Genomic DNA, 20,846 nt, shown 5'->3' with positions numbered 1-20,846 from the left:
GCTCTTTTGGGGCAACCTTTTTATTTATTTTTTATGGTAGTGATGAGGGAAAGCTTCCTCGGGTTTCATTTTCAAAACATTCAACAAGATCCAGGATTTTAAAAATCCGTATCCGTATGAAAACATTTGAATATAAGTGGAAATCACCGCCATTCCGGCAATGCTTATATTTTTAGTAATCCATAGAGCATGGAAAAGCACCAGAAATGTATACAAGCCATAGAAGGCAAGGATAATACCTCTTCCCAGCACAAAATACTCAATAAAGCCTAGAATATAGCCCAGCATAAACAAAGTAGGAAATGCAAAAGAAATCTTCACATAATCCGGATGCCTTTGGTTAAGAATTGGTCTTGCGCAGCCAAACTGATACACCTGCTTTGAAAATTTTCCAAAGTCTACCCTACGCTTGTGATATACTGCAATATTGTCAAAAAAAGCGGTAGTAAAACCATTTTCCCAGAGCGTCATTGATAAATCAGGATCTTCTCCTATCCGCATCTCAGAAAAACCTCCTACTTTTTCAAATACTGACTTTTTAACGCCCATATTAAAACTTCTGGGCTGAAACTTTGAAACCGCTTTTTTACTGCCCCGGATTCCGCCTGTAGTAAATACCGAGGTCATCGAATACGAAATAGCTTTTTGCATCAGGTTAAACCCTTTATGGGCTTTATCAGCACCCCCAAATGCATCACAAGGTATAGCCAGGATATCACTTTTAATGTGTTCAATATAGTCTTTTTCAACGATCACATCACTGTCTACGAATACCAGCCAGTCATTTTCAGCTCTTGCCGCTCCATAATTTCTACTGAGTCCCGGCCCGGAATTATCTTTCCTGAAATACTTTATATCAAGAATTTCTTCAAAATTCCTGATGGTGGGTTTCAGATCAATCAGAGAACCGTCATCAACGATAATGATCTCAAATTCTTTATCTGTCTGCCGGGTAAGAGAAGTCAGCAACTCGAAAAGCTCATCTTTTCGGTTGTAAATAGCAACAACAATGGAAATACTAGGATTCAAATTGAAAATTTTTCAAAATTACTTATTCGCAGAAAAACCAGCAAACAGTTTAACAGCTTATTCGGAGAAATTAACTTTATCTTCTTAAATAAACACTTCTGATTTATAATAGATACATAGCACCAACGCAATAGAAAATACAATCACAGAACAACTAAAGAGAAGCCATTGAAAAGCACTTTTAAAATAATAAAGCTCCATGACATGCAAAACAAAGAAAAATAATGCAGAAATGATAACTCCTATCAGTGAAGCTCCCATTATAGCCTGCATTTGATCTTCTGCGCGGAATGGTCTATGAAAAGCAATAAAAAAGAGAACGACAGATACAAGAATAAATCCTGCACTGGCTTTCTCTGTAAAATATTTTGATCGCACAGAAGATTTCTTTTGAACGCTCTCATCATAATTAAGGCTTTTTCCTTCAGGAGCTGACTTTGAACCGAATAACTCAAGGATGCTCAAAGCTCCTTCCAATACATCAAGAAAACTCCAGGACATATATTATTTTAAGCTATTAATTATTCTTATCTTCTAATTTATGCACCTTCTTCGTCCCTTCATACATTTCATACTGTAAGAATCTCGTCTCTAATTTTCCGTTAAAAAGTTTGATTTTTCTTGACGGACGCAGACCGATCTTTTTCACAGCTTCCAGGTCAGATGAAATCAACCATGCAAGGGTATTGGGATAGTGGGTTTTAAAGGTATCCCCTATCTTCTTATAGAAATCATCATCATTAATAGAAATTCTCTCATCATATGGAGGGTTAAACACCATTAATAAAGGGAAAAGTTCCTTTTTAGAATCAAAGAAATTTTGTTTTTTGATTTCAATAACATCTTCCATCTCTGCGGCTTCCACATTCATTCTTGCTGCGTTCAGCATTCGTGCATCAATGTCATATCCTACGATTTTTCCGTCAAACTGTCTGATTCTGTTGACCCTGAATTCTTTTATTTTCGAAAACAGTTCCGCGTCATAATTTTTCCAGTTCTGGAATCCGAATCTTTTTCTGAAGAGCTGCGCCGGAAGGTCCATGGCAATCATAGCCGCTTCAATCAATAAGGTACCGGAACCGCACATTGGGTCAAGGAAATTCCCTTTTCCGTCCCAGCCTGCAAGCTGAAGCATTCCGCTGGCCAGAACTTCGTTGATAGGTGCTTCTCCCTGCTCTCTTCTGTACCCTCTTTTGAATAAAGGATCTCCGGAAGAGTCCATCGAAATCATTACCAATTCTCTGTCAATATGAAGGTGAAATTTGATATCAGGGTTTCTTGTTTCAACATTCGGGCGTCTCTTGAATTTGTCCTGAAAATAATCAACAATAGCATCTTTCATTTTCAATGTTACAAACTGAGAATGTTTGAAAGTCTCAGAATTTACGGTAGCATCAATAGAAAAAGACTGGTCTACATCCATAAACTCTGACCAGTCAAACTTGAACAAACGGTCATAAAACTGATGTTGGTTAAAAGCTTTAAATTCGTGGATCGGCACAAGAATCTTCAATGCTGTTCGTGCTGAATAATTGATTTTATAAAGAAAACCAAGGTCTCCTTCACAATTTACCGCCCTGTTTTTAATTTCAACGTTTCTTCCTCCCAGTTTTTTGATTTCTTCAGCCAGAATTTGTTCCAGTCCGAAGAATGTTTTTATCTGTATTTTTAAATTTTCTGTATCCATAAGTAATAATTAAAAGATTTAAAGTTTTAACAATCACGGCATTAGTATTAAATACTATAAATTAATTGAATTTTTCAATCTTGCCATGTTATAAAATACTTTGCTTTTAACCGCACAAATTTAGTTATTTTTGCATTATGGAATGGTTTGAATCTTGGTTTGATACCCCTTATTATCATTTACTCTATAGCAATAGAGATTATACGGAAGCGGAAAACTTCATTACAAAACTGACTGCGGACCTTCAGCTTCCGCCTCAGTCTAAAATCATAGATCTTGCCTGTGGTAAGGGAAGACATTCAGTTTTTCTCAACAAATTAGGATACGATGTACTGGGACTTGACCTTTCGAGACAAAGTATTGAATCAGACAAGCAATATGAAAATCAGACCCTGATTTTTGAAGTTCACGATATGAGAAATCCGATTGATGCAGACCCTATGGATGCTGTATTCAATTTATTTACAAGTTTCGGATATTTTAACAATGAAAATGATGATAAAAAAGTATTCCAATCGGTTTACGATGTGTTGAAACCCGGAGGATACTTTGTCCTTGACTACCTGAATGAAGAATATGTAAGAAAAACACTGGTTCCGGAAACGATCATTACCCGTGGTGAGATTGATTTCAGAATCCTTAAGAAGATTGAAGGAAGACACGTGATCAAAGATATCCGTTTTGAAGCTGACGGGAAACCTTTTCATTTCTTTGAAAAAGTAAAACTTCACACTCTGGAAGCGATCAATGTATATGCCTCCGAATGTGGGTTTGAAAGGGTAAAAATCTGGGGAGATTATCAGCTGAACGAATTTGAAAAAGAAACCTCTCCGCGTTGTATCAATTTATTTAAGAAAAAATAATGATAGCAGTACTTTTACTGATTTTAAGTGTCATTTCAGGAGTCTTTCTTGGAAAACACTTTGGTAAAAAGGAAAAACTGGCTAAAAATCTATTGATATTAAGTGCCGGCTTTCTGATTACCATCTGCCTTAATGAAGTTTTTCCCCAAGTTTACACATCAGGGGAAGGCAGTAATCTTGGCGTTTTCGTTATTATAGGTGTTTTGTTACAGATGATCCTTGAAGCATTGACCAAGGGATTTGAACACGGACACTTCCACCATCATAACGAACACAATATCCTGCCGGTTGCTTTGATGGTAGGCTTATTTGTTCATGCTTTTATTGAAGGAATCCCTTTAGCAAATGAACAACATGAAGTATCTCCTTATCTGCTGGGAATAGTATTTCATAATTTGCCGATATCATTCATTCTGGGAGCATTTTTATTCAATGGGAAAAAAGATTCAAAAAGTTCTTCGTATCCTTCCCTGCTCATCGTAGCCTTATTTGCCTTGGCTTCGCCGATGGGAATGTTATTAGGGAATTATTTTAATCCTGATTTGCAGCCATATTTCCTGGCTATTGTGGGTGGAATATTCCTCCACATCTCATCAGTGATTATTTTTGAAAGCAATAAAAATCACAATATCGACTGGATAAAGATCGGATTGGTTGTACTGGGAGTTACTCTCGCATTACTAATGCACCTTTTCCACCAGCATCCCCAGGTTCCACATTAGATATATAATAACAATTATAAAACAATATACCCTCTACATTTTAGAGGGTATATTGTTTCAGATTATATCAGTACAACTCAACAAATCCCGTTAGTTTATGTGTATCCATCTATAGTGATATAAAAAATACAATTAATTAACACCATTTAACATATTAAAATCACTAAAGTGTGTTTTTTTCATATATTAGCTGAAATAACAAATCATATATATGAAAAAACAAACTTACTTGTTCAGAAAAGTAGGCCCTTTTTTTATAGCAGTACCCGGATTGCTATATTCACAGAACACCAAGGAAAAAGACTCTCTTAAATCGAAACAAATTGAAGATATCGTCGTTATCGGATATAAAACACAAAAAGATCCAGCCTTACGGCGGCCGTTTCGGTTATTTCAGACAAAAAGCTCAAAGATTCCAACACTCCTGATGTTGCAGGTCTCTTACAGGGAAAAGCTGCAGGCGCCCAAATATTGCCGGGAGGCGGCAGCCCCGGCTCTACAGCAAGCGTGAAAATCAGAGGAACCTCAACAATTAATGGTCCCAGCCAGGCTTTATGGGTTGTAGATGGTGTGATGATGAATGGAGTACCTAATCTTGATCCAAACCAGATTGAAAGTATTAATATTTTAAAAGACGCAACTTCAACGGCCCTATATGGTTCCCGCGGAGCGAACGGAATTGTGCAGGTTTTCACAAAAGCCGGAATTTCAGGCAAAAGCTCTCTTACTATTTCATTAAATAATTCGTTTAATACATTTAGTAACGGGCGTTTTAAATTGATGGATGGCACTCAGCTATATGATTACTTCACTTCATTAAAAAATGCACCGACCATTCCCGGGGAACTGAGAAATCCCGGCTACAACTGGCTGAAAGACGGCACCCAGACAGGAGCTGTGCAAAATTATACAATAGACTTCAGAGGAGGCTCTGAAAATTCAAAAACCTATATTTCGGGGAATTATTATGACGAAAGCGGAACGGTAAAAAACTATGATTATAACAGATTGTCCTTCAGAATTAACCACGAACAAACAGTAAAACCCTGGCTAATTTTAAAACCAAAACTCAGCCTGTCGTATACTGCAAAAAAAGACAGGCAGGGTTCTCTTGAGCAGATGTACCTCAATATGCCTTGGGACAACCCAAGAGACCAGAACGGGGATCTTATCAGACTTGATGATGCCTATACCGGAAAATGGTATGGGAGAGATTATAGCAATTACTTGTACGACCTGCAATGGAATTACGGTAAGAGCAACCAATTAGACCTTATCGGAAATTTTGATGCGGAAATTAAGCTTACAGATTATCTCAAGTTTGTCACTACTAATAATATCACATACAAAAACTATGATGATATGTATTATACAGATCCCAGATCTATCTCAGGAAACAGTAATAAGGGCGGACTGGCAGAATCTTATGTGAAAGATGTCAGCAAATTCTTTAACCACATGCTGAGGTTTGACAAGGATTTTGGCGTGCATAATGTCAATGCTTTAGCGGCATACGAATATACTGACAGAATGTATAAAATATCCAAAGCAGGCGTATATGCCATTGTTCCGGGAGCAGAAATCTTCGATAACGGAGCTATCACAGGGCAGAAGCCGTCTGGAAAAAAATACGACAGGGCCTTCAATGCATTTTTATTCAATGCCGAATATGTATATGATAAAAAATATTTTGTCCAGGGATCTTTAAGAAGCGAATCTTCGTCTGCATTCGGTACGAGTAAGAAAAATGGTTTATTTTATTCATATAGTCTGGGATGGAATATTCACAAAGAAAACTTTTTCCAGGTAAAGCAAATTAACGAGTGGAAGCTCAGGGCAAGCAGAGGACTTGTAGGAAATACGCCCAGCCCCAATTACGGATGGCAGGACCTGTATGCTTTAACACAGATATATAACGGGCAAATCGGAGCAACATGGAATCAACTGGGTAATAAGGATCTCACCTGGGAATCTATTTATCAGAATAATATTGGTACGGATATCAGAGCTTTTAATAACAGATTAAGTATCAATGTGGATTATTTCAATAATAAAACCAGAAACTTATTGGTGCTGGTTACCCTTCCTTCATTAACCGGGGTTGACAGACAATATCTGAATGTGGGAGATGTAAAGAATGAAGGATGGGAATTTAATTTCAATTATGCCCTTATTAAATCCCAAAGCGTCAACTGGGATGTAGGTTTTAATGTAAGTACCTACAAAAACAGAGTCCTGTCAACCATAAATAACAGTATACAGCTGTTGTCTAATAACCAGGTGGCAATCGCAGGCAATGATGTCACTTCTTTCTATATGAGAAAATGGATGGGCGTAAATCCCGACAACGGTGCAGCGCAATGGGAAGTCGTAAATGCTGACGGCAGCAAAAGCATTACCTCCAATTACAATCAGGCAACCTTACAGATTGTAGGCGCAGCTACACCGGATTATTACGGGTCTTTCACTACAAATCTGAGCATCAATAACTTTTACCTTAACGCTAATGTCTACTTCTCACAGGGAGGACAGATTTATAACTCATACAGGGAATTATTTGATTCGGATGGTGCTTATCCGTATTACAACCAGATGGTATTAAAAAATGACTGGAACAGATGGGAAAAACCTGGAGATGTAGCCACACATCCGCTTCCCATTTTTAACAACAATACGTTGACAAATAAACCTTCTTCCCGGTACTTGGAAGACGCCAGCTATGTCAAGCTTAGATCTTTGAGGCTCGGATATAATTTTCCTCAGTCTTTAACGGAAAAGCTCCATGTCCGGTCTTTAAGTATATATGTCATGGGAGAAAATCTATTTACAATTACCAAGTTCTCAGGGGTCGATCCGGAAGTGGGTCCTTCTGATGCAGATAAACGGGATGGCAATCCGTATTCGGGAAATGCGGGAGCAATTTATCCTATTCCGAGAAGATTTTCTTTAGGCCTTAACTTTTCTTTTTAAAATGTAAAAATCATGAAAAAAATATTCTTACCATTACTATTATTAACTATAACATCTTGTAGTACAGATCTCTCACCTTATGATTCTCGGGAATCCGAAGTCATACTGACCGATCCTACAGGCTTACAAACCATTACCCTTGGAAATTACGCCCTTTTGAAGGGAGATGCATCCGGAGGAGGCTTTTTCAATAATCTTTACAGAATTGGTGAGTATGGCGGAGATAATATCGATATCAGCGGAACGACCACCGATCAGTTTTTCTATTATTATAATTACAGAAGTATTAAAAATAACGGGCGCTCCAATGTCATATGGAATGCAGGCTATAAGTCAATTATTGGGTGCAACAGGGTAATTTTAAAAACTTCTGAAGGAAAAGATGCCACAACGGATCAATTGATCGGAGAGAATTATTTCCTGAGGGCTTATGTATACTTCTCCCTGGTCAATGTATTTGGCAAACCTTACAATCAGGGAACCGGCAATCCGGGAGTACCGCTGAAAACTTCTGATGACGTGAACGATTTGCCACCAAGGGCAACAGTTGGGCAGATTTACGATCAGATAGTCAATGACCTGCAAAAAGCAGAACAACTCATGACAATCAATAAAGACAATATTTATGCCTCTAAACGGGCCGCTCAGGCACTGCTTTCCCGCGTATATCTTTATATGGAAAATAATGATAAAGCCATTGAATATGCAGATAAGGTGATTAATTCAGGGAAGTACTCATTATTATCTAATGCTGAACTTCCTTCTTATGCGACCAAAACACCGGAAACCAACAAAGAAACGATCTTCGCGTTTAAATACAACAGGGATGGCGATTACAGCGACGGATGGTATACCATAGGATCAATGTATGCCACTATTCAAAATGTAGGCTGGGGAGAGATGTATGCATCTTCTTCTTATCTTGATCTCATCAACAAAAATCCTCAGGATGCAAGGTTGAAATTTATCTCTCCCAAATACACTACCCCTTTGACACCCGTTGCTTATTGGGTACAACAGGGAACCAACGCTTCTGGAGGAATAACTTATAATTATAGTTTCCAGAAGACCTTTCAGCAAGGCGGTAATACCTATTTCAGCATGAATAATGTGAATTATCAGATCTATCCGGAAGTACTCCCTAATAAGACAAATTATTATTTTATGAACTCGGGTAATACCAAAGTCTATGTCAATTTGGATAATGATATGGATAAGAGGAATGGATATCCTAAATTCTATATTTTAAAGTGCTCATTACAGGAAGGTATTCCACAATTATGGTCGCCGGTTATTTTAAGATTGGCAGAGATGTACCTGAACAGAGCGGAGGCATTGGCCAAAAAAGGAGTAACGACTTCTGCATTGGCTGATGTCAATATCATCAGAACCAGAGCAGGAATTCCTGCCTACACTTCTCTTCCGGCAGGCCAGACCGCCTTAGACATAGTCCTGGAAGAAAGAAGACTTGAAATGGCCTTTGAAGCTCAACGTAAATATGATATTTTCAGGAATAAATTAGATCTCAACAGAAATTATCCCGGAACTCACCTGAATGGAAATAATCCATTCTACACCGTTCCTTACACAAACAATAGAATTATAGAATATATTCCGGAACAACAGATCCAGATCCAACCGAACCTGGTGCAGAATCCGGATTAACTCTTACAAAAAATAAAGAGGCTGTCTCAAAAGGCAGCCTCTTTATTTTGATATTATAAGTAAAATTTAGAATTTCCAGCCTACGGTCAGGAAGAAATTGTTTCTTTTGTTTTTTTACCTTTAAGAAAAAAAATCAATATTCTACTTATCAATAGTTTAAATACTTTTTATTCTAAAAAAACAACAAAACATTTCTTTACATTTTGAATTATTATTAATACTTTTAAAAAGCTATAATAACATAAATTCCAAATTTAAAATTCAAAAAGCATGCAAAAAATTAAACTGAAACAGGAACACCTACAAGGTTCAAAACCTCTATCCAGAGTTGAGTTAGGAAATATTTTTGGTGGAGCCCTCCTACATCTCCAGGAACCGGTAATGAAGAAGGAGTTATATGTGTTGTAATGGAAATGATTGTAGTACATGAATAAATGCTATTCCAGCTTGAGGATGTAACCGGAGCTTGACCGGCTCCTTGTTAAAGAAAATTAGATGGAGTGGGATGACAAATCTCCCTCTTTAATTTATTAAAGAAGCGACAATAATGATGAAATTTATTTTACTTTTTTTAATCTTAAGTCTTAATGCTCAAAATAAAAGATTTATTTATGAGTATCATTTTATACCGGATTCAACAAATTGCTCAGATATAAATATGGAAATAATGTATTTGGATACTTCTCCAAAAGGTTCAGTATATTATAGCCGCAGCTCTTTTGTTAATGATTCTATAATGATTGAAGATGCAAAATCAGGAAAAATGACAATGCCCATTGAAGGTAAAATTGATCAACGCATCATTAAAACTTATCCTGATTACAAAGTCTTTCTTTTTACAAAATTTTATATTGAAAAATATAAAATTTCAGATGATAGAGTACAAAAATGGCAAATTTTGAAGGAAAAAGAAAAGCTAGAAAACTTTGAAGTACAAAAAGCAACTCTCGATTTTGCAGGTAGGAAATGGATAGCATGGTTCACCCCACAAGTGCCAATTCAAGATGGGCCATACAAATTTCATGGACTTCCAGGCTTAATTTTGAAAATAGAGGATGAGACAAAAAGCCACTCATTTGCACTAAAGGGAATTAAATCATTATCAGAAGATTTTATCTATCCTGAAGTAAACCAATCAAAAAAAACCATAGAAATCGATCAAAAAAAATATATAAAATTATTTAAAGAATATAGAGAAGATCCTATTAAAGATATAAGACAATTATTTAATGAAGGAAAATTAGTTAGTTATACTGATCAATCCGGAAATATAATTACTCCTTCACAAATAATAAAAAATTTAGAATCAGAACGAAAAGAAATAGTTTTAAAAGATAATAATATCATTGAAATTGATTTATTAAAATAAAATTTAATAGTATGATTTTTCTCTCTGCACAACCAGATGACAAGTACTTTATATGGCAGTTGGAAATACAATTAAAAAATTACCAATCTCTAGGAATACATTGGAAGCAATTTTCCTTTTTAAATAAAGTTGTATTTCCTATAACGACTCTGATATCCTTATTAAGCAGAAGACACAATCTTATTTAGAAGGATTTTTATATCTTCTATTATCTGTAAAGCAAAGAAAGTATACAATACTAGAGAAAAAACTGAACCATCTGAATAAAAGTTTAAATATCTCATTGTTAAATCATTTTATATATAAAATTTATTCTAAAAATGATTTAAAATATTCGTCATTGCAAAATGATGAATTAATATTTTTGCTAACTAACTGTATAAATTCATAAACAAACAAAAAGCTCCGAGATCGGAGCTTTATTTTGATATTATAAGTAAAATTTAGAATTTCCAGCCTACGGTCAGGAAGAAATTATTTCTACTGTTTTTCACGTTACTGACTGCATACGCATCATTTTCATACACAGATTTTGAATCTATTGAATAATATGCTGAATCAAAATTGCTTCCGGCTACACCTCTCATAAAAGGATTATTGTATTTGGAAGTTATATTCTGGTATGAAGCATCAATATAGAATGATTTGAAATCATACCCGATACCGAATGAAATAAGGTTTCGGTCACTCAACATAAGATTGTTGTAAGTTTCATCACCTTTAATGCCCGTACTGTTATCAAATCTTGTAATATTAATAGCATCTACAGGATTAGACAAATATGAATATCCACCTCTCAGTCTGAACTGTTGTAGTCTGTATTCTGCACCTACTCTCACTTCAGACATATTTTTGTAATTGTCTTTAAAGAAATCATTCAATTCTCTTTCAGGATTTCCATATACCTTGTAATCAGGTTTTGTAAGTCCTAAAGTATAATCTACGTTTAAGGAGAAGTTTTTGTTTGCTACAAATGCGGCACTCACGGTCGCCTTAAGCGGGGAAGTATATTTCCTGCTTTCAGCCGCCGAGCCGTTACCATAAGTAGGATGATTATAGAAAGTAAACGTTCTGTCTATATTCCAGAAAGTGGGTGTTTCAAGGGATGCTCCCAATCTGAAATTAGGGCTTAATTTTCCAATCACCCCTAATGAAGCTGAAAATCCTGAAGATCTTTCAGAATAAGGACTGTCCTGCTTACTAAAAAAATCAACAGCGTTGTTATTCAACATTCGGAATGCCAATTCATCATATTGATCAACCGAAGCACTTAAGAAATTAAATCCGGCACCGATATAGAGATTGTGATTGTAATTTGCTCCAACCCCAAAACTCATTTTCGAAAGGTTTCCGTATCTTGAGTAGGCATGTCCGGCTAATGCAGCTTGTCCATCCGGTAAGTCGGCTGTAATAGTAGCATTTCCCGGAGATTGTATCACGTTATCTAAAGATTGGTTTGAAAAATTGATCCCGATATTAATAAACTTCCAGGCTGTTTCCGTCATCAGCGGAAAAGCGATCACCCCTCCTGCATTCCCCAAATCACCTTTGGTCTTGGTATAATCTACTGTAGCCCCACCTAATGAACTGCTATTTTTGTTTCCTGAAATAGATAAAGTTCCAGAAACCTCCCCGGAAATAGCAACCCCTAAACCTGCCGGGTTGGTAAGAAGCGAGTTAGCATCACCTCCTAAAGCACCATTTGCACCGGCCATCGCATTAAACTTTGCTGATCCTACCATAGGAGAACCCGAGTACACTTCAACAGTATTTCTTATCACAGAGACATCCTGAGCCTGCGCAAAAAATGCAGCAGAAATACTCATGAATACTAAAGACTTTTTTAACATTATTTTTTTATAGTTTATTAGATTTTATATTATCTGAAGCCACCGCTACCACCTGATCTGAAGCCACCGCCTCCACCACCGGAGCCACCTCTGAAGCCGCCGCCTCCGCCACCGCCGAAGCCGCTACCGGATCTGAAACCACCGGAATCCATAGATCTGAACCCGCCGTTGTTTCTTGGCTGCTGATAATTATAATCCGGTCTTGATTGCGGTACAGAATTACGGAATCCTCCCGAGTTTCCTTGTCTGAAACCTCCGGAATTACCGTCTCTGAAGCCACCAGAGTTTCCTTGTCTGAATCCGCCGGAATTTCCATCTCTGAAACCTCCGGAATTTCCATCTCTGAATCCTCCTGAATTTCCGTTTCTGAATCCTCCTGAGCTACCATCTCTGAAACCACCGCTATTATTATTTCCGTTTCTGAATCCGGAACCTGTATTGGCAGTATTCGTTCTATACACTGCACTACCGATACCCGGATTTCCAACAAAACCTCCTGTAGATCCACTTCTCATGTGATAGGGTCTGTTGTAGTAATTGTGACCCCAATAACCGCCACCATATCCCCAATATGGGTTACCGTAGTATCCTCCCCAGAACGGATCATAATATCCACCCCAATAAGGAGAATATCCCCAGTACGGGCTTCCCCATCCGAAAGAGCCTCCCCAGCCCCAGCCGAATGATCCGCCCCAACCCCAGGACATGCCAAGACCCCAGCCCCAGCCGCGGTTCATACCCCAGTATGGGCTATAACCGCCATACCAGCCCCATGGAGATCCCCATCCCCATGAATTGTCGTAATAATTGGTTTGAGATCCAGCATATAAGCCCCAATCAGAGTCTGTTGCATTTCCGCTCCAGCCCAGATCAGTTCCTCCCCATTCATTATATTTATTTTGTTGTTCTCTTGAATTTGTTTGTGCATTCTGGATTATATTAGAATCCTGATAGTAGTCGTAATATTCGCCTACTCTGTTTCCGCCACCATTAATGATTACTCCTTCGGGCAGCGTATCCTTGTTGGGGTCATAATATACCCCATCTGTCTCGCTATACCCTCCCATCTGAGCACCACAAGACATAAGCAATAATCCGCCTGATATTGCTAAAATCCCTTTAGACCTTAGCAAGCCAAGCAAATTTTTATGTATATTTCTTTTCATGATAACGTAAAAATTTTTAATTTAAATTATATTTGCAATCTGTACCAAAAATGTACCAAAATACCGGTAAAAAAATCTATCAAAAATAGATTTTTATTTTTAGATAACAATATTGTACAAAAGTTAAAAAAATTTTAAAAGATAATGGCAAAATTAACCTCAAGAAGCGAAGATTACAGCAAATGGTATAATGAGCTGGTTGTAAAAGCTGACTTAGCTGAAAATTCAGGAGTGCGTGGATCTATGGTCATCAAACCATACGGCTATGCAATCTGGGAAAAAATGCGTGATGAAATGGACAAAAGATTCAAAGAAACTGGTCACGTTAATGCATACTTCCCGCTTTTTGTGCCCAAAAGCTTATTTGAGGCCGAGGAAAAAAATGCAGAAGGTTTTGCAAAAGAATGTGCTGTAGTAACGCACTACAGACTAAAAACAGATCCTGATAATCCTCATAAACTTATCGTGGACCCTGATGCAAAATTGGAAGAAGAGCTGATCGTTCGTCCTACTTCTGAAGCAATCATCTGGAATACTTACAAAAACTGGATTCAATCTTATAGAGATTTACCGATATTGATCAATCAATGGGCAAATGTTGTGCGTTGGGAGATGAGAACCCGTTTGTTCCTAAGAACAGCAGAATTTTTGTGGCAGGAAGGTCACACTGCTCATGCTACGAAAGAAGAAGCAGTGGAAGAAGCAGAAAAAATGAATGATGTATATGCTGATTTTGCAGAAAAATTCATGGCTATGCCTGTTGTTAAGGGATTGAAAACTCCATCGGAAAGATTTGCCGGTGCAGATGAAACGTATTGTATTGAAGCATTAATGCAGGACGGAAAAGCACTTCAGGCAGGGACTTCTCACTTCCTGGGTCAGAATTTTGCAAAAGCATTTGACGTAAAATTTACCAACAGAGAAGGAAAACAGGAATATGCTTGGGCAACCTCATGGGGAACGTCTACCCGTCTGATGGGAGCTTTGATCATGACGCATTCTGACGATTTCGGATTGGTATTGCCACCGACCCTTGCGCCGATTCAGGTCGTTATAGTTCCTATCTTTAAAGGTGAAGAGCAGCTGAACCAGATCAGCGAAGTGGCACTGGATATTCAGGCTAAGCTTAAAGCAAAAGGTATTTCTGTTAAATTTGATGATGATACTCAGAACAAACCAGGTTGGAAATTTGCAGAATATGAATTGAAAGGTGTTCCTGTAAGAATCGCTATGGGCCCAAGAGATCTTGAAAACAATTCTGTAGAAATTGCAAGAAGAGACAATCTTACCAAAGAAGTGCGTTCTATTGAGGGAATCGATTCTTATATTGAAGAATTATTAAAAACAATCCAACAGGATATTTACAATAAAGCCTTCAATTACAGAAAAGAAAACATCACAAAAGTGGATACCTATGAAGAATTTAAAAAGGTTTTAGAAGAAAAAGGAGGCTTCATCTATGCACATTGGGATGGTACTGCAGAAGAAGAAGAGCAAATAAAAGACGAAACCAAAGCTACCATCAGATGTATTCCTCTGGATAATGATGTAGAAGAAGGTATTTCTTTGGTTTCCGGAAAACCATCAAAAAGACGTGTATTATTCGCAAAAGCTTACTAATAAATTTAGTGATTTTTAAAAACTTCATTATTTTTTAAAGAAATATTCAAAAAAAAGTGACATTTGGACAGATTTTTTTTTAAATTTATCTCAACATTAATCTAAAAAAATTTATTATGTCTTTAAATGTCATTGATTTAATTAAAGGACAATTAGGTCCCGCTTTGGTTTCACAGGCTGCATCACAGTTTGGAGAAAGCGAATCCGGAATTTCTAAAGCAATTGGTGGCTTATTACCTGCTGTTGTAGGTGGATTGGCCAATAACGCAAACAATCCTGGTGTTGTGGATGCTATTACGAAAGCCTCTTCAAGTGGTATTTTAGGGAATTTATTAGGAGGATCTTCCAGTAACCCTATTATTACCAACTTGCTAACTACTCTTTTTGGAGATAAGGTAGGAGGATTAGTAAATTCCATTGCCAGTTTTTCAGGAATCAGCAACAATTCTGCAGGTTCTTTGTTAAACCTGGTGACCGGGGCTACAGTAGGCACTGTAGGAAAATACGCAGCAGACAACAATTTGGGTGCTTCGGGTATTTCCAGCTTACTGAATGACCAGAAAGGCATTATTTCTTCTCTATTGCCGGCAGGTCTTTCTTTAGCTTCTTTTGGATTAGGAGCTGAGAATTGGTTTGGACAGGCTAAAGAAACTGTTTCTTCAGTAACTTCCACGGCTAAAGACAATATCTCTGAAGGTGTTGCAACAGCCAGAGAAAATGTTTCAGAAGGAGCAAGAGAAATCAGAGAGCAATTCAATAACAACAATAATAACAATCAAGGCGGAGGGTCAATCTGGAAATGGTTACTTCCGCTTTTATTGTTAATTGCAGCCGGGTATTTCTTATGGAAACAGTGCGAGAAAAAGCAGACGACCACTACAACGACGACGACCACTGATTCTACAGGAACTGCAGCGTCCGGTGTTGACTCTTCTGCCACAACAGCTCCATCAACTTCTACCGCAACACCTGCAACAAGAACCGATGAAAACATTGATCTGAACGGTGTAATGTTAAAAGGTTATAAAGGTGGAATGGAAGATCAGATGATTGCTTTCCTGAAATCTGACGGTTATAAAAATGCCGCTGATGATTCAGCTTTGAAGGATAAATGGTACGATTTTGATCATGTAAACTTCAAAATGGGAAGTTCTACTGAACTGGAAGCTGGTTCGCAAGGACAATTGGATAACCTAGTGGCTATCCTAAAGGCTTTCCCTGACGCTAAAATCAAAATCGGCGGATATACTGATAAAACAGGAAACGAAGCTTCCAACGTAAAATTATCTCAGGCAAGAGCAGACTTTATCAAAGCTGCTTTAGCTAAAGCAGGCGTTGGAGCACAAGTACTTGGAGCTGAAGGATACGGAAGCAAATTTGCTACTGTAGATGCTAAAGCTTCTGATGCTGAAAGAGCTTCTGACAGAAAAATGTCTGTAAGATTCTCAAAATAATCTTTAGAATCAATAAAAATAGAATCCCGGAAAGCATTTTCCGGGATTTTTTCATGCTCTGATTTTTGTGTTTACATTTATTTAATTAAATTTGTTAGTCATTTCTAACATTTATGAGTTTCAATTTAAAAAGCGCATGGCGACAAGATAAAACAGATCATTCTCTATCAGAGGTTTATTCTTCCATAAAAGTTCCCAAAAACGGATCATTCTGGAGGAAATATCTGGCATTTACAGGCCCTGGTTTAATGATTGCCGTAGGATATATGGATCCCGGAAACTGGGCTACCGACATTGCCGGAGGGGCGCAGTTCGGGTACACTCTACTTTCAGTGATCCTGATTTCTAATATTTTTGCCATGGTTTTACAGCATTTGTCGGTAAAACTTGGAGTGGCTACAGAAAGAGATTTGGCACAAGCCTGCAGAGACCACTTTAGCCCGACCACTAATTTTATTCTTTGGATCTTGTGTGAAATAGCCATTGCCGCCTGTGACCTTGCAGAAGTTATTGGATCCGCCATTGCACTCAACCTTCTTTTTCACATTCCTCTCACCTGGGGAATTGTCATCACCACCGTAGATGTTTTGGTCATCCTTTTGCTTCAGGCTAAAGGTTTCAGGTGGATAGAAAGTATTGTAGGTGGTCTTATTTTCATTATTCTCGCTTGTTTTGCTTATGAAATTGTCATTTCAAAACCCGCTGTCAATGAAATCCTGGGAGGACTGGTTCCTCAGAAAGAAGTTATACAGAATCCGGCTATGCTTTACATCGCCATTGGAATTCTGGGAGCTACCGTCATGCCTCACAACCTGTACCTCCACAGCAGTATTATTCAGACCCGTGATTATACCCGTGACAGGGAGGGGAAAAAAGAGGCGATCAAATTTGCGACTTTAGACAGTACCGTATCATTGATGCTGGCTTTTTTCATCAACGGAGCCATATTAATCTTATCTGCTGCCACATTCCATACGACAGGCAACGAGCATGTTGCAGACATTCATGACGCTTATAAAATGTTGACTCCTATTTTAGGGGCCTCCATGGCAAGTATTGCATTTGCTATCGCTTTATTAGCTTCAGGACAAAATTCTACACTTACCGGGACTCTTGCCGGACAAATCGTAATGGAGGGTTTTCTGAATATCAGATTAAAACCATGGTTAAGGAGATTAATCACCAGACTTATCGCCGTTGTTCCCGCATTAATTGTGGCTATTCTATATGGCGAAAAAGGCACCACAGAATTATTGGTTTTAAGTCAGGTCATTTTATCGATGCAATTGAGTTTTGCCGTTGTTCCTTTGGTGATGTTTACCAATGATAAAGCGAAGATGGGAGAATTTGTGAATAAACCTTTCCTGAAAATCTGTGTCTGGATTATCTCTGCTATCATCATTGTTTTAAACCTTTATCTGCTCTATCAGACATTCACAGGTGAACAATAAAAAGTATCAGAAATTTTCAACTTCAACTTTCAATTTTTACCCTGAATTTTCATTTTCTGACTTAATGTCCTGATTTTTTTATTTGGCAGACCTTTTGTCAAACAATTCAGTAAATAAATATTGAATTATGGAAAACCAGGATATTAACGAAGAAAGCATCAATAATCAGGAAGAAAACAACGTTCAGAACGAAGCAACGTCTCAGGACAATGTGACAGCGACTCCTTCTGCGGAAGAACTTTTGGCAGAAGAAAAAGACCGTTACATCAGACTGTATGCTGAGTTCGAAAACTATAAAAAAGAACATCTAAAGAAAAGATGGAATTTTTCCAGTATGCCAATCAGGACATGATGGTTTCTATGCTGGGTGTTTTAGATGATTTCGAAAGAGCATTAAAAGAAATCGCTAAAAACGGAAATCCGGCTGATTTGCAAGGAGTAGAATTGATCTATCAGAAATTCAAAAATAAACTTACTGAAAAAGGACTGAAAGCAATGGAAGTAAAAGCTGGTGACAGCTTTAACGTTGATTTCCATGAGGCTATCACTCAAATTCCTGCTCCATCAGAAGATTTAAAAGGAAAAATCGTAGACGTTATTGAAACGGGATATACTTTAAATGATAAAGTGATTCGTTTTGCAAAAGTAGTAACAGGAAACTAAAATTCATAAATGATAAATGATGAGTGATAATGGATGAATATTCACTTATTAAATTTTAAAGTATCTTTTATCATTTATCAATAATCAATTATAAAATTGTCATGTCAAAAAGAGATTATTACGAGGTTCTTGAGATCAGTAAATCTGCATCAGCCGACGAAATAAAGAAGTCATACCGTAAAATGGCCATCAAATATCACCCGGATAAAAATCCCGGTGACAAAGAGGCTGAAGAAAAATTCAAAGAAGCAGCTGAGGCCTATGAGGTATTAAGCGACGATCAGAAACGCGCCAGATACGACCAGTTCGGCCACGCAGGAATGGGTGGAAACGGCGGCTTCGGAGGCGGTGGCTTCGGAGGCGGAATGAACATGGAGGATATTTTCAGCCAGTTTGGAGATATTTTCGGCGGTAGCTTCGGAGGAGGCGGCTTTGGCGGCGGCGGACGCCAGCAGGTGAAAGGTTCTAATTTACGAATCAGAATCAAGCTGAATCTTGAGGAAATGGTAAACGGAACTCACAAGACCATTAAAGTAAAAAAAAATGAAGATGGCCGAAGGGGCAACTTCAAAAACATGTCCTACCTGTAACGGTTCCGGTGTTCAATTAAAAGTAATGAATACCATGTTTGGTCAGATGCAAACTCAAACAACATGTTCCACATGTCAGGGAATCGGAAAAGTTGCTGATAAAATTCCAGCCGGCGCTAATGCACAGGGTCTGATAAAAGATGAGGAAGAAATCACCATCAATATTCCTGCAGGAGCAAGAGACGGAATCCAGCTTAATGTAAGAGGAAAAGGAAATGATGCTCCTTTTGGAGGAACTCCTGGGGATCTATTGGTGATTATTGAAGAAGAGGTTGACCAAACGATCAAAAGAGAAGGCGATAATCTTCACCAGGAATTGTACATTTCATTTGCTGAAGCAGCTTTAGGAACTAAAAAAGAAATTCCTACAGTAGGCGGAAAAGTAAAAATTACGGTTGATCCGGGAACACAGTCCGGAAAGATCTTAAGACTTGCCGGAAAGGGACTTCCAAGTATTGACAGCTATGGAAAAGGTGATATGTTTATTCATATCAATGTCTGGACTCCACAAAAGCTTACAAAAGAGCAAAAAGACTTCTTCGAAAATCAGATGTCCAGCGGAGAAATGGTTGCAGAACCGTCCGGAAAGGAAAAAACTTTTTTTGATAAAGTAAAAGATTTATTCAATTAATATAAAAAAGAGACTTTTACAAGTCTCTTTTTTGTGTTTAAAGTTTCAAAATGACCTTTAAGCCAGACCATAAAAAACCTGCATTCTTTCGAATACAGGTTTTTTGGTTATTTAATTCTAATTCTGTTTTTATTTCTTTGCTACCAACGAATAGATTGCTTTTCCTACGGTGAACACAGCCACTGCAGCCAATCCGCCTATAATTCCGAATGTAAACTCTTTAAGCGTTGATGGCCAGCTTGGAAGAAGGTCATGCAAATAATGAATATTGTGAGCGAAAATACCTCCGGAAACTAATATTAAGGCAATTGTTCCTACGATTCCCAACAGTTTAATAATTACCGGTAATGCTTTCACCAGTAAATGCCCAAGCTTTGAAAAGAAACCTTTATCATGGCTTTTTCTGATTAAGCTAAAGCCCGCGTCATCCATTCTTACAATAAGGGCAACAATTCCGTACACCCCTACTGTCGCAATAAATGAAACAAAAGTTACGGTAAGAATCTGTGTAAGAAGCGGATGTTCCTGCTGGATTACCGTTCCCAGGGCAATAATTACAATTTCAATAGATAAAATAAAATCGGTTCTGATCGCTGAATTTATTTTAGCTTTCTCAGAAACTTCTGAATTTTCTTCTTCCGTACTTTCTTTGATTACTTCATGTCCTTTTTTGGAACGATGAAATAAGAATTCAATGATTTTTTCTACTCCTTCGAACGCAAGATATAAGCCTCCGAGAATAAGAATCATCTCAATAGCCGGTTTGTACAACCAGTTCAAGAGAAATGCTATAGGAAGAATAATCAGTTTATTAATAAAAGACCCTTTGGTAATTGCCCATAAAACAGGAAGTTCTCTTGAAGAAAGAAAGCCCGTGGCTTTTTCTGCATTCACAGCCAGGTCATCCCCTAAAATACCTGCTGTTTTCTGGGTAGCGATCTTACTGGTAACTGCTACATCATCCATCAATGCTGCAATATCGTCTAAAATTGCAAAAAAGCCTGATGCCATATTTTAATAATTTTTTAATCTTTGTTAAGTTCAACAAAAATAAATATTTAATTCCGTTTTCGGATTCACAAATTGACAATAATTTTGAAAATTATGCGAACAATA

The 20,846-nt window shown here is 37.6% G+C and carries 13 protein-coding genes and 3 pseudogenes; 10 read left to right on the top strand and 6 right to left on the bottom strand.

The genetic code is table 11. The features are described 5' to 3' along the window. Positions 1-24: 24 nt before the first annotated feature. From H3Z85_14510 to H3Z85_14500, 3 genes are all read right to left on the bottom strand, one after another. The gene (locus tag H3Z85_14510) at positions 25-1,029 is read right to left on the bottom strand and encodes a glycosyltransferase (protein QPQ50646.1); all 1,005 of its coding nucleotides are present in this window, start codon (positions 1,027-1,029) and stop codon (positions 25-27) included. Positions 1,030-1,113: 84 nt separating this feature from the next. Then, complete coding sequence (locus H3Z85_14505) at positions 1,114-1,530, bottom strand: branched-chain amino acid ABC transporter substrate-binding protein (protein ID QPQ50645.1); 417 nt, start codon at positions 1,528-1,530, stop codon at positions 1,114-1,116. Positions 1,531-1,546: 16 nt separating this feature from the next. Further along, positions 1,547-2,716: an RNA methyltransferase gene (locus H3Z85_14500; protein QPQ50644.1), complete on the bottom strand. Its 1,170-nt coding sequence runs from the start codon at positions 2,714-2,716 to the stop codon at positions 1,547-1,549. 137 nt (positions 2,717-2,853) lie between these two features. Between H3Z85_14500 and H3Z85_14495 the strand changes: the two genes are divergently transcribed. The 5 genes and pseudogenes from H3Z85_14495 to H3Z85_14475 all read left to right on the top strand — a co-directional run bounded on the left by H3Z85_14495 (position 2,854) and on the right by H3Z85_14475 (position 10,305). Then, positions 2,854-3,579 carry a methyltransferase domain-containing protein gene (locus tag H3Z85_14495; protein QPQ50643.1) on the top strand — a complete coding sequence of 242 codons (726 nt, stop codon included), beginning with the start codon at positions 2,854-2,856 and terminating at the stop codon, positions 3,577-3,579. A 2-nt stretch (positions 3,580-3,581) separates the two neighbouring features. Next, complete coding sequence (locus H3Z85_14490) at positions 3,582-4,301, top strand: ZIP family metal transporter (protein ID QPQ53905.1); 720 nt, start codon at positions 3,582-3,584, stop codon at positions 4,299-4,301. Between the two features lie 211 nt (positions 4,302-4,512). Then, a pseudogene (locus H3Z85_14485) lies at positions 4,513-7,271 on the top strand (SusC/RagA family TonB-linked outer membrane protein). Positions 7,272-7,283: 12 nt separating this feature from the next. Then, positions 7,284-8,936 (top strand): RagB/SusD family nutrient uptake outer membrane protein, encoded by a 1,653-nt coding sequence (locus tag H3Z85_14480; protein ID QPQ50642.1) that lies wholly within the window; start codon positions 7,284-7,286, stop codon positions 8,934-8,936. 550 nt (positions 8,937-9,486) lie between these two features. Beyond that, positions 9,487-10,305, top strand: a complete 819-nt coding sequence (locus tag H3Z85_14475) for a GLPGLI family protein (protein QPQ53904.1) — start codon at positions 9,487-9,489, stop codon at positions 10,303-10,305. Between the two features lie 443 nt (positions 10,306-10,748). Here the strand turns inward: H3Z85_14475 and H3Z85_14470 are convergent, their stop codons facing one another. Together H3Z85_14470 and H3Z85_14465 are read right to left on the bottom strand one after the other, a co-directional pair. Further along, positions 10,749-12,155 (bottom strand): hemin receptor, encoded by a 1,407-nt coding sequence (locus tag H3Z85_14470; GenBank protein ID QPQ50641.1) that lies wholly within the window; start codon positions 12,153-12,155, stop codon positions 10,749-10,751. Between the two features lie 29 nt (positions 12,156-12,184). Further along, a complete protein-coding gene (locus tag H3Z85_14465; protein QPQ50640.1) occupies positions 12,185-13,321 on the bottom strand; it encodes a prolyl-tRNA synthetase in 1,137 nt (378 codons plus the stop codon). Positions 13,322-13,465: 144 nt separating this feature from the next. Between H3Z85_14465 and H3Z85_14460 the strand changes: the two genes are divergently transcribed. The 5 genes and pseudogenes from H3Z85_14460 (at position 13,466) to dnaJ (ending at position 19,730) form a co-directional block, all read left to right on the top strand. Then, positions 13,466-14,941: a proline--tRNA ligase gene (locus tag H3Z85_14460; GenBank protein QPQ50639.1), complete on the top strand. Its 1,476-nt coding sequence runs from the start codon at positions 13,466-13,468 to the stop codon at positions 14,939-14,941. A 116-nt stretch (positions 14,942-15,057) separates the two neighbouring features. Continuing rightward, positions 15,058-16,395 carry a DUF937 domain-containing protein gene (locus H3Z85_14455; protein ID QPQ50638.1) on the top strand — a complete coding sequence of 446 codons (1,338 nt, stop codon included), beginning with the start codon at positions 15,058-15,060 and terminating at the stop codon, positions 16,393-16,395. Positions 16,396-16,508: 113 nt separating this feature from the next. Next, a complete protein-coding gene (locus H3Z85_14450) occupies positions 16,509-17,846 on the top strand; it encodes an Nramp family divalent metal transporter (GenBank protein QPQ50637.1) in 1,338 nt (445 codons plus the stop codon). Positions 17,847-17,973: 127 nt separating this feature from the next. Next, a pseudogene (locus tag H3Z85_14445) lies at positions 17,974-18,509 on the top strand (nucleotide exchange factor GrpE). Positions 18,510-18,610: 101 nt separating this feature from the next. Then, positions 18,611-19,730: pseudogene (dnaJ, locus tag H3Z85_14440) on the top strand (molecular chaperone DnaJ). A gap of 129 nt (positions 19,731-19,859) precedes the next feature. On the opposite strand, the gene H3Z85_14435 reads toward dnaJ, so the two are convergent. Further along, positions 19,860-20,741, bottom strand: coding sequence for a DUF808 domain-containing protein (locus tag H3Z85_14435; GenBank protein QPQ50636.1), 882 nt, complete (start codon positions 20,739-20,741; stop codon positions 19,860-19,862). Positions 20,742-20,846: the final 105 nt, after the last annotated feature.

The sequence above is a fragment of the Chryseobacterium indologenes genome (assembly GCA_016025055.1).
Taxonomy (GTDB): Bacteria; Bacteroidota; Bacteroidia; order Flavobacteriales; family Weeksellaceae; genus Chryseobacterium; species Chryseobacterium indologenes.
The sequence above is the reverse complement of the archived record's forward strand: the minus strand, read 5'-3'. Positions and strand labels throughout refer to the sequence as shown.

Bases quoted from the DNA above. Each gene is read 5' to 3' on its own strand.
- H3Z85_14450 (QPQ50637.1), top strand. From the start codon at position 16,509: ATGAGTTTCAATTTAAAAAGCGCATGGCGACAAGATAAAACAGATCAT.
- H3Z85_14505 (QPQ50645.1), bottom strand. From the start codon at position 1,530: ATGTCCTGGAGTTTTCTTGATGTATTGGAAGGAGCTTTGAGCATCCTT.
- H3Z85_14465 (QPQ50640.1), bottom strand. From the start codon at position 13,321: ATGAAAAGAAATATACATAAAAATTTGCTTGGCTTGCTAAGGTCTAAA.
- H3Z85_14470 (QPQ50641.1), bottom strand. From the start codon at position 12,155: ATGTTAAAAAAGTCTTTAGTATTCATGAGTATTTCTGCTGCATTTTTT.
- H3Z85_14455 (QPQ50638.1), top strand. From the start codon at position 15,058: ATGTCTTTAAATGTCATTGATTTAATTAAAGGACAATTAGGTCCCGCT.
- H3Z85_14480 (QPQ50642.1), top strand. From the start codon at position 7,284: ATGAAAAAAATATTCTTACCATTACTATTATTAACTATAACATCTTGT.
- H3Z85_14500 (QPQ50644.1), bottom strand. From the start codon at position 2,716: ATGGATACAGAAAATTTAAAAATACAGATAAAAACATTCTTCGGACTG.
- H3Z85_14495 (QPQ50643.1), top strand. From the start codon at position 2,854: ATGGAATGGTTTGAATCTTGGTTTGATACCCCTTATTATCATTTACTC.
- H3Z85_14460 (QPQ50639.1), top strand. From the start codon at position 13,466: ATGGCAAAATTAACCTCAAGAAGCGAAGATTACAGCAAATGGTATAAT.
- H3Z85_14435 (QPQ50636.1), bottom strand. From the start codon at position 20,741: ATGGCATCAGGCTTTTTTGCAATTTTAGACGATATTGCAGCATTGATG.
- H3Z85_14475 (QPQ53904.1), top strand. From the start codon at position 9,487: ATGAAATTTATTTTACTTTTTTTAATCTTAAGTCTTAATGCTCAAAAT.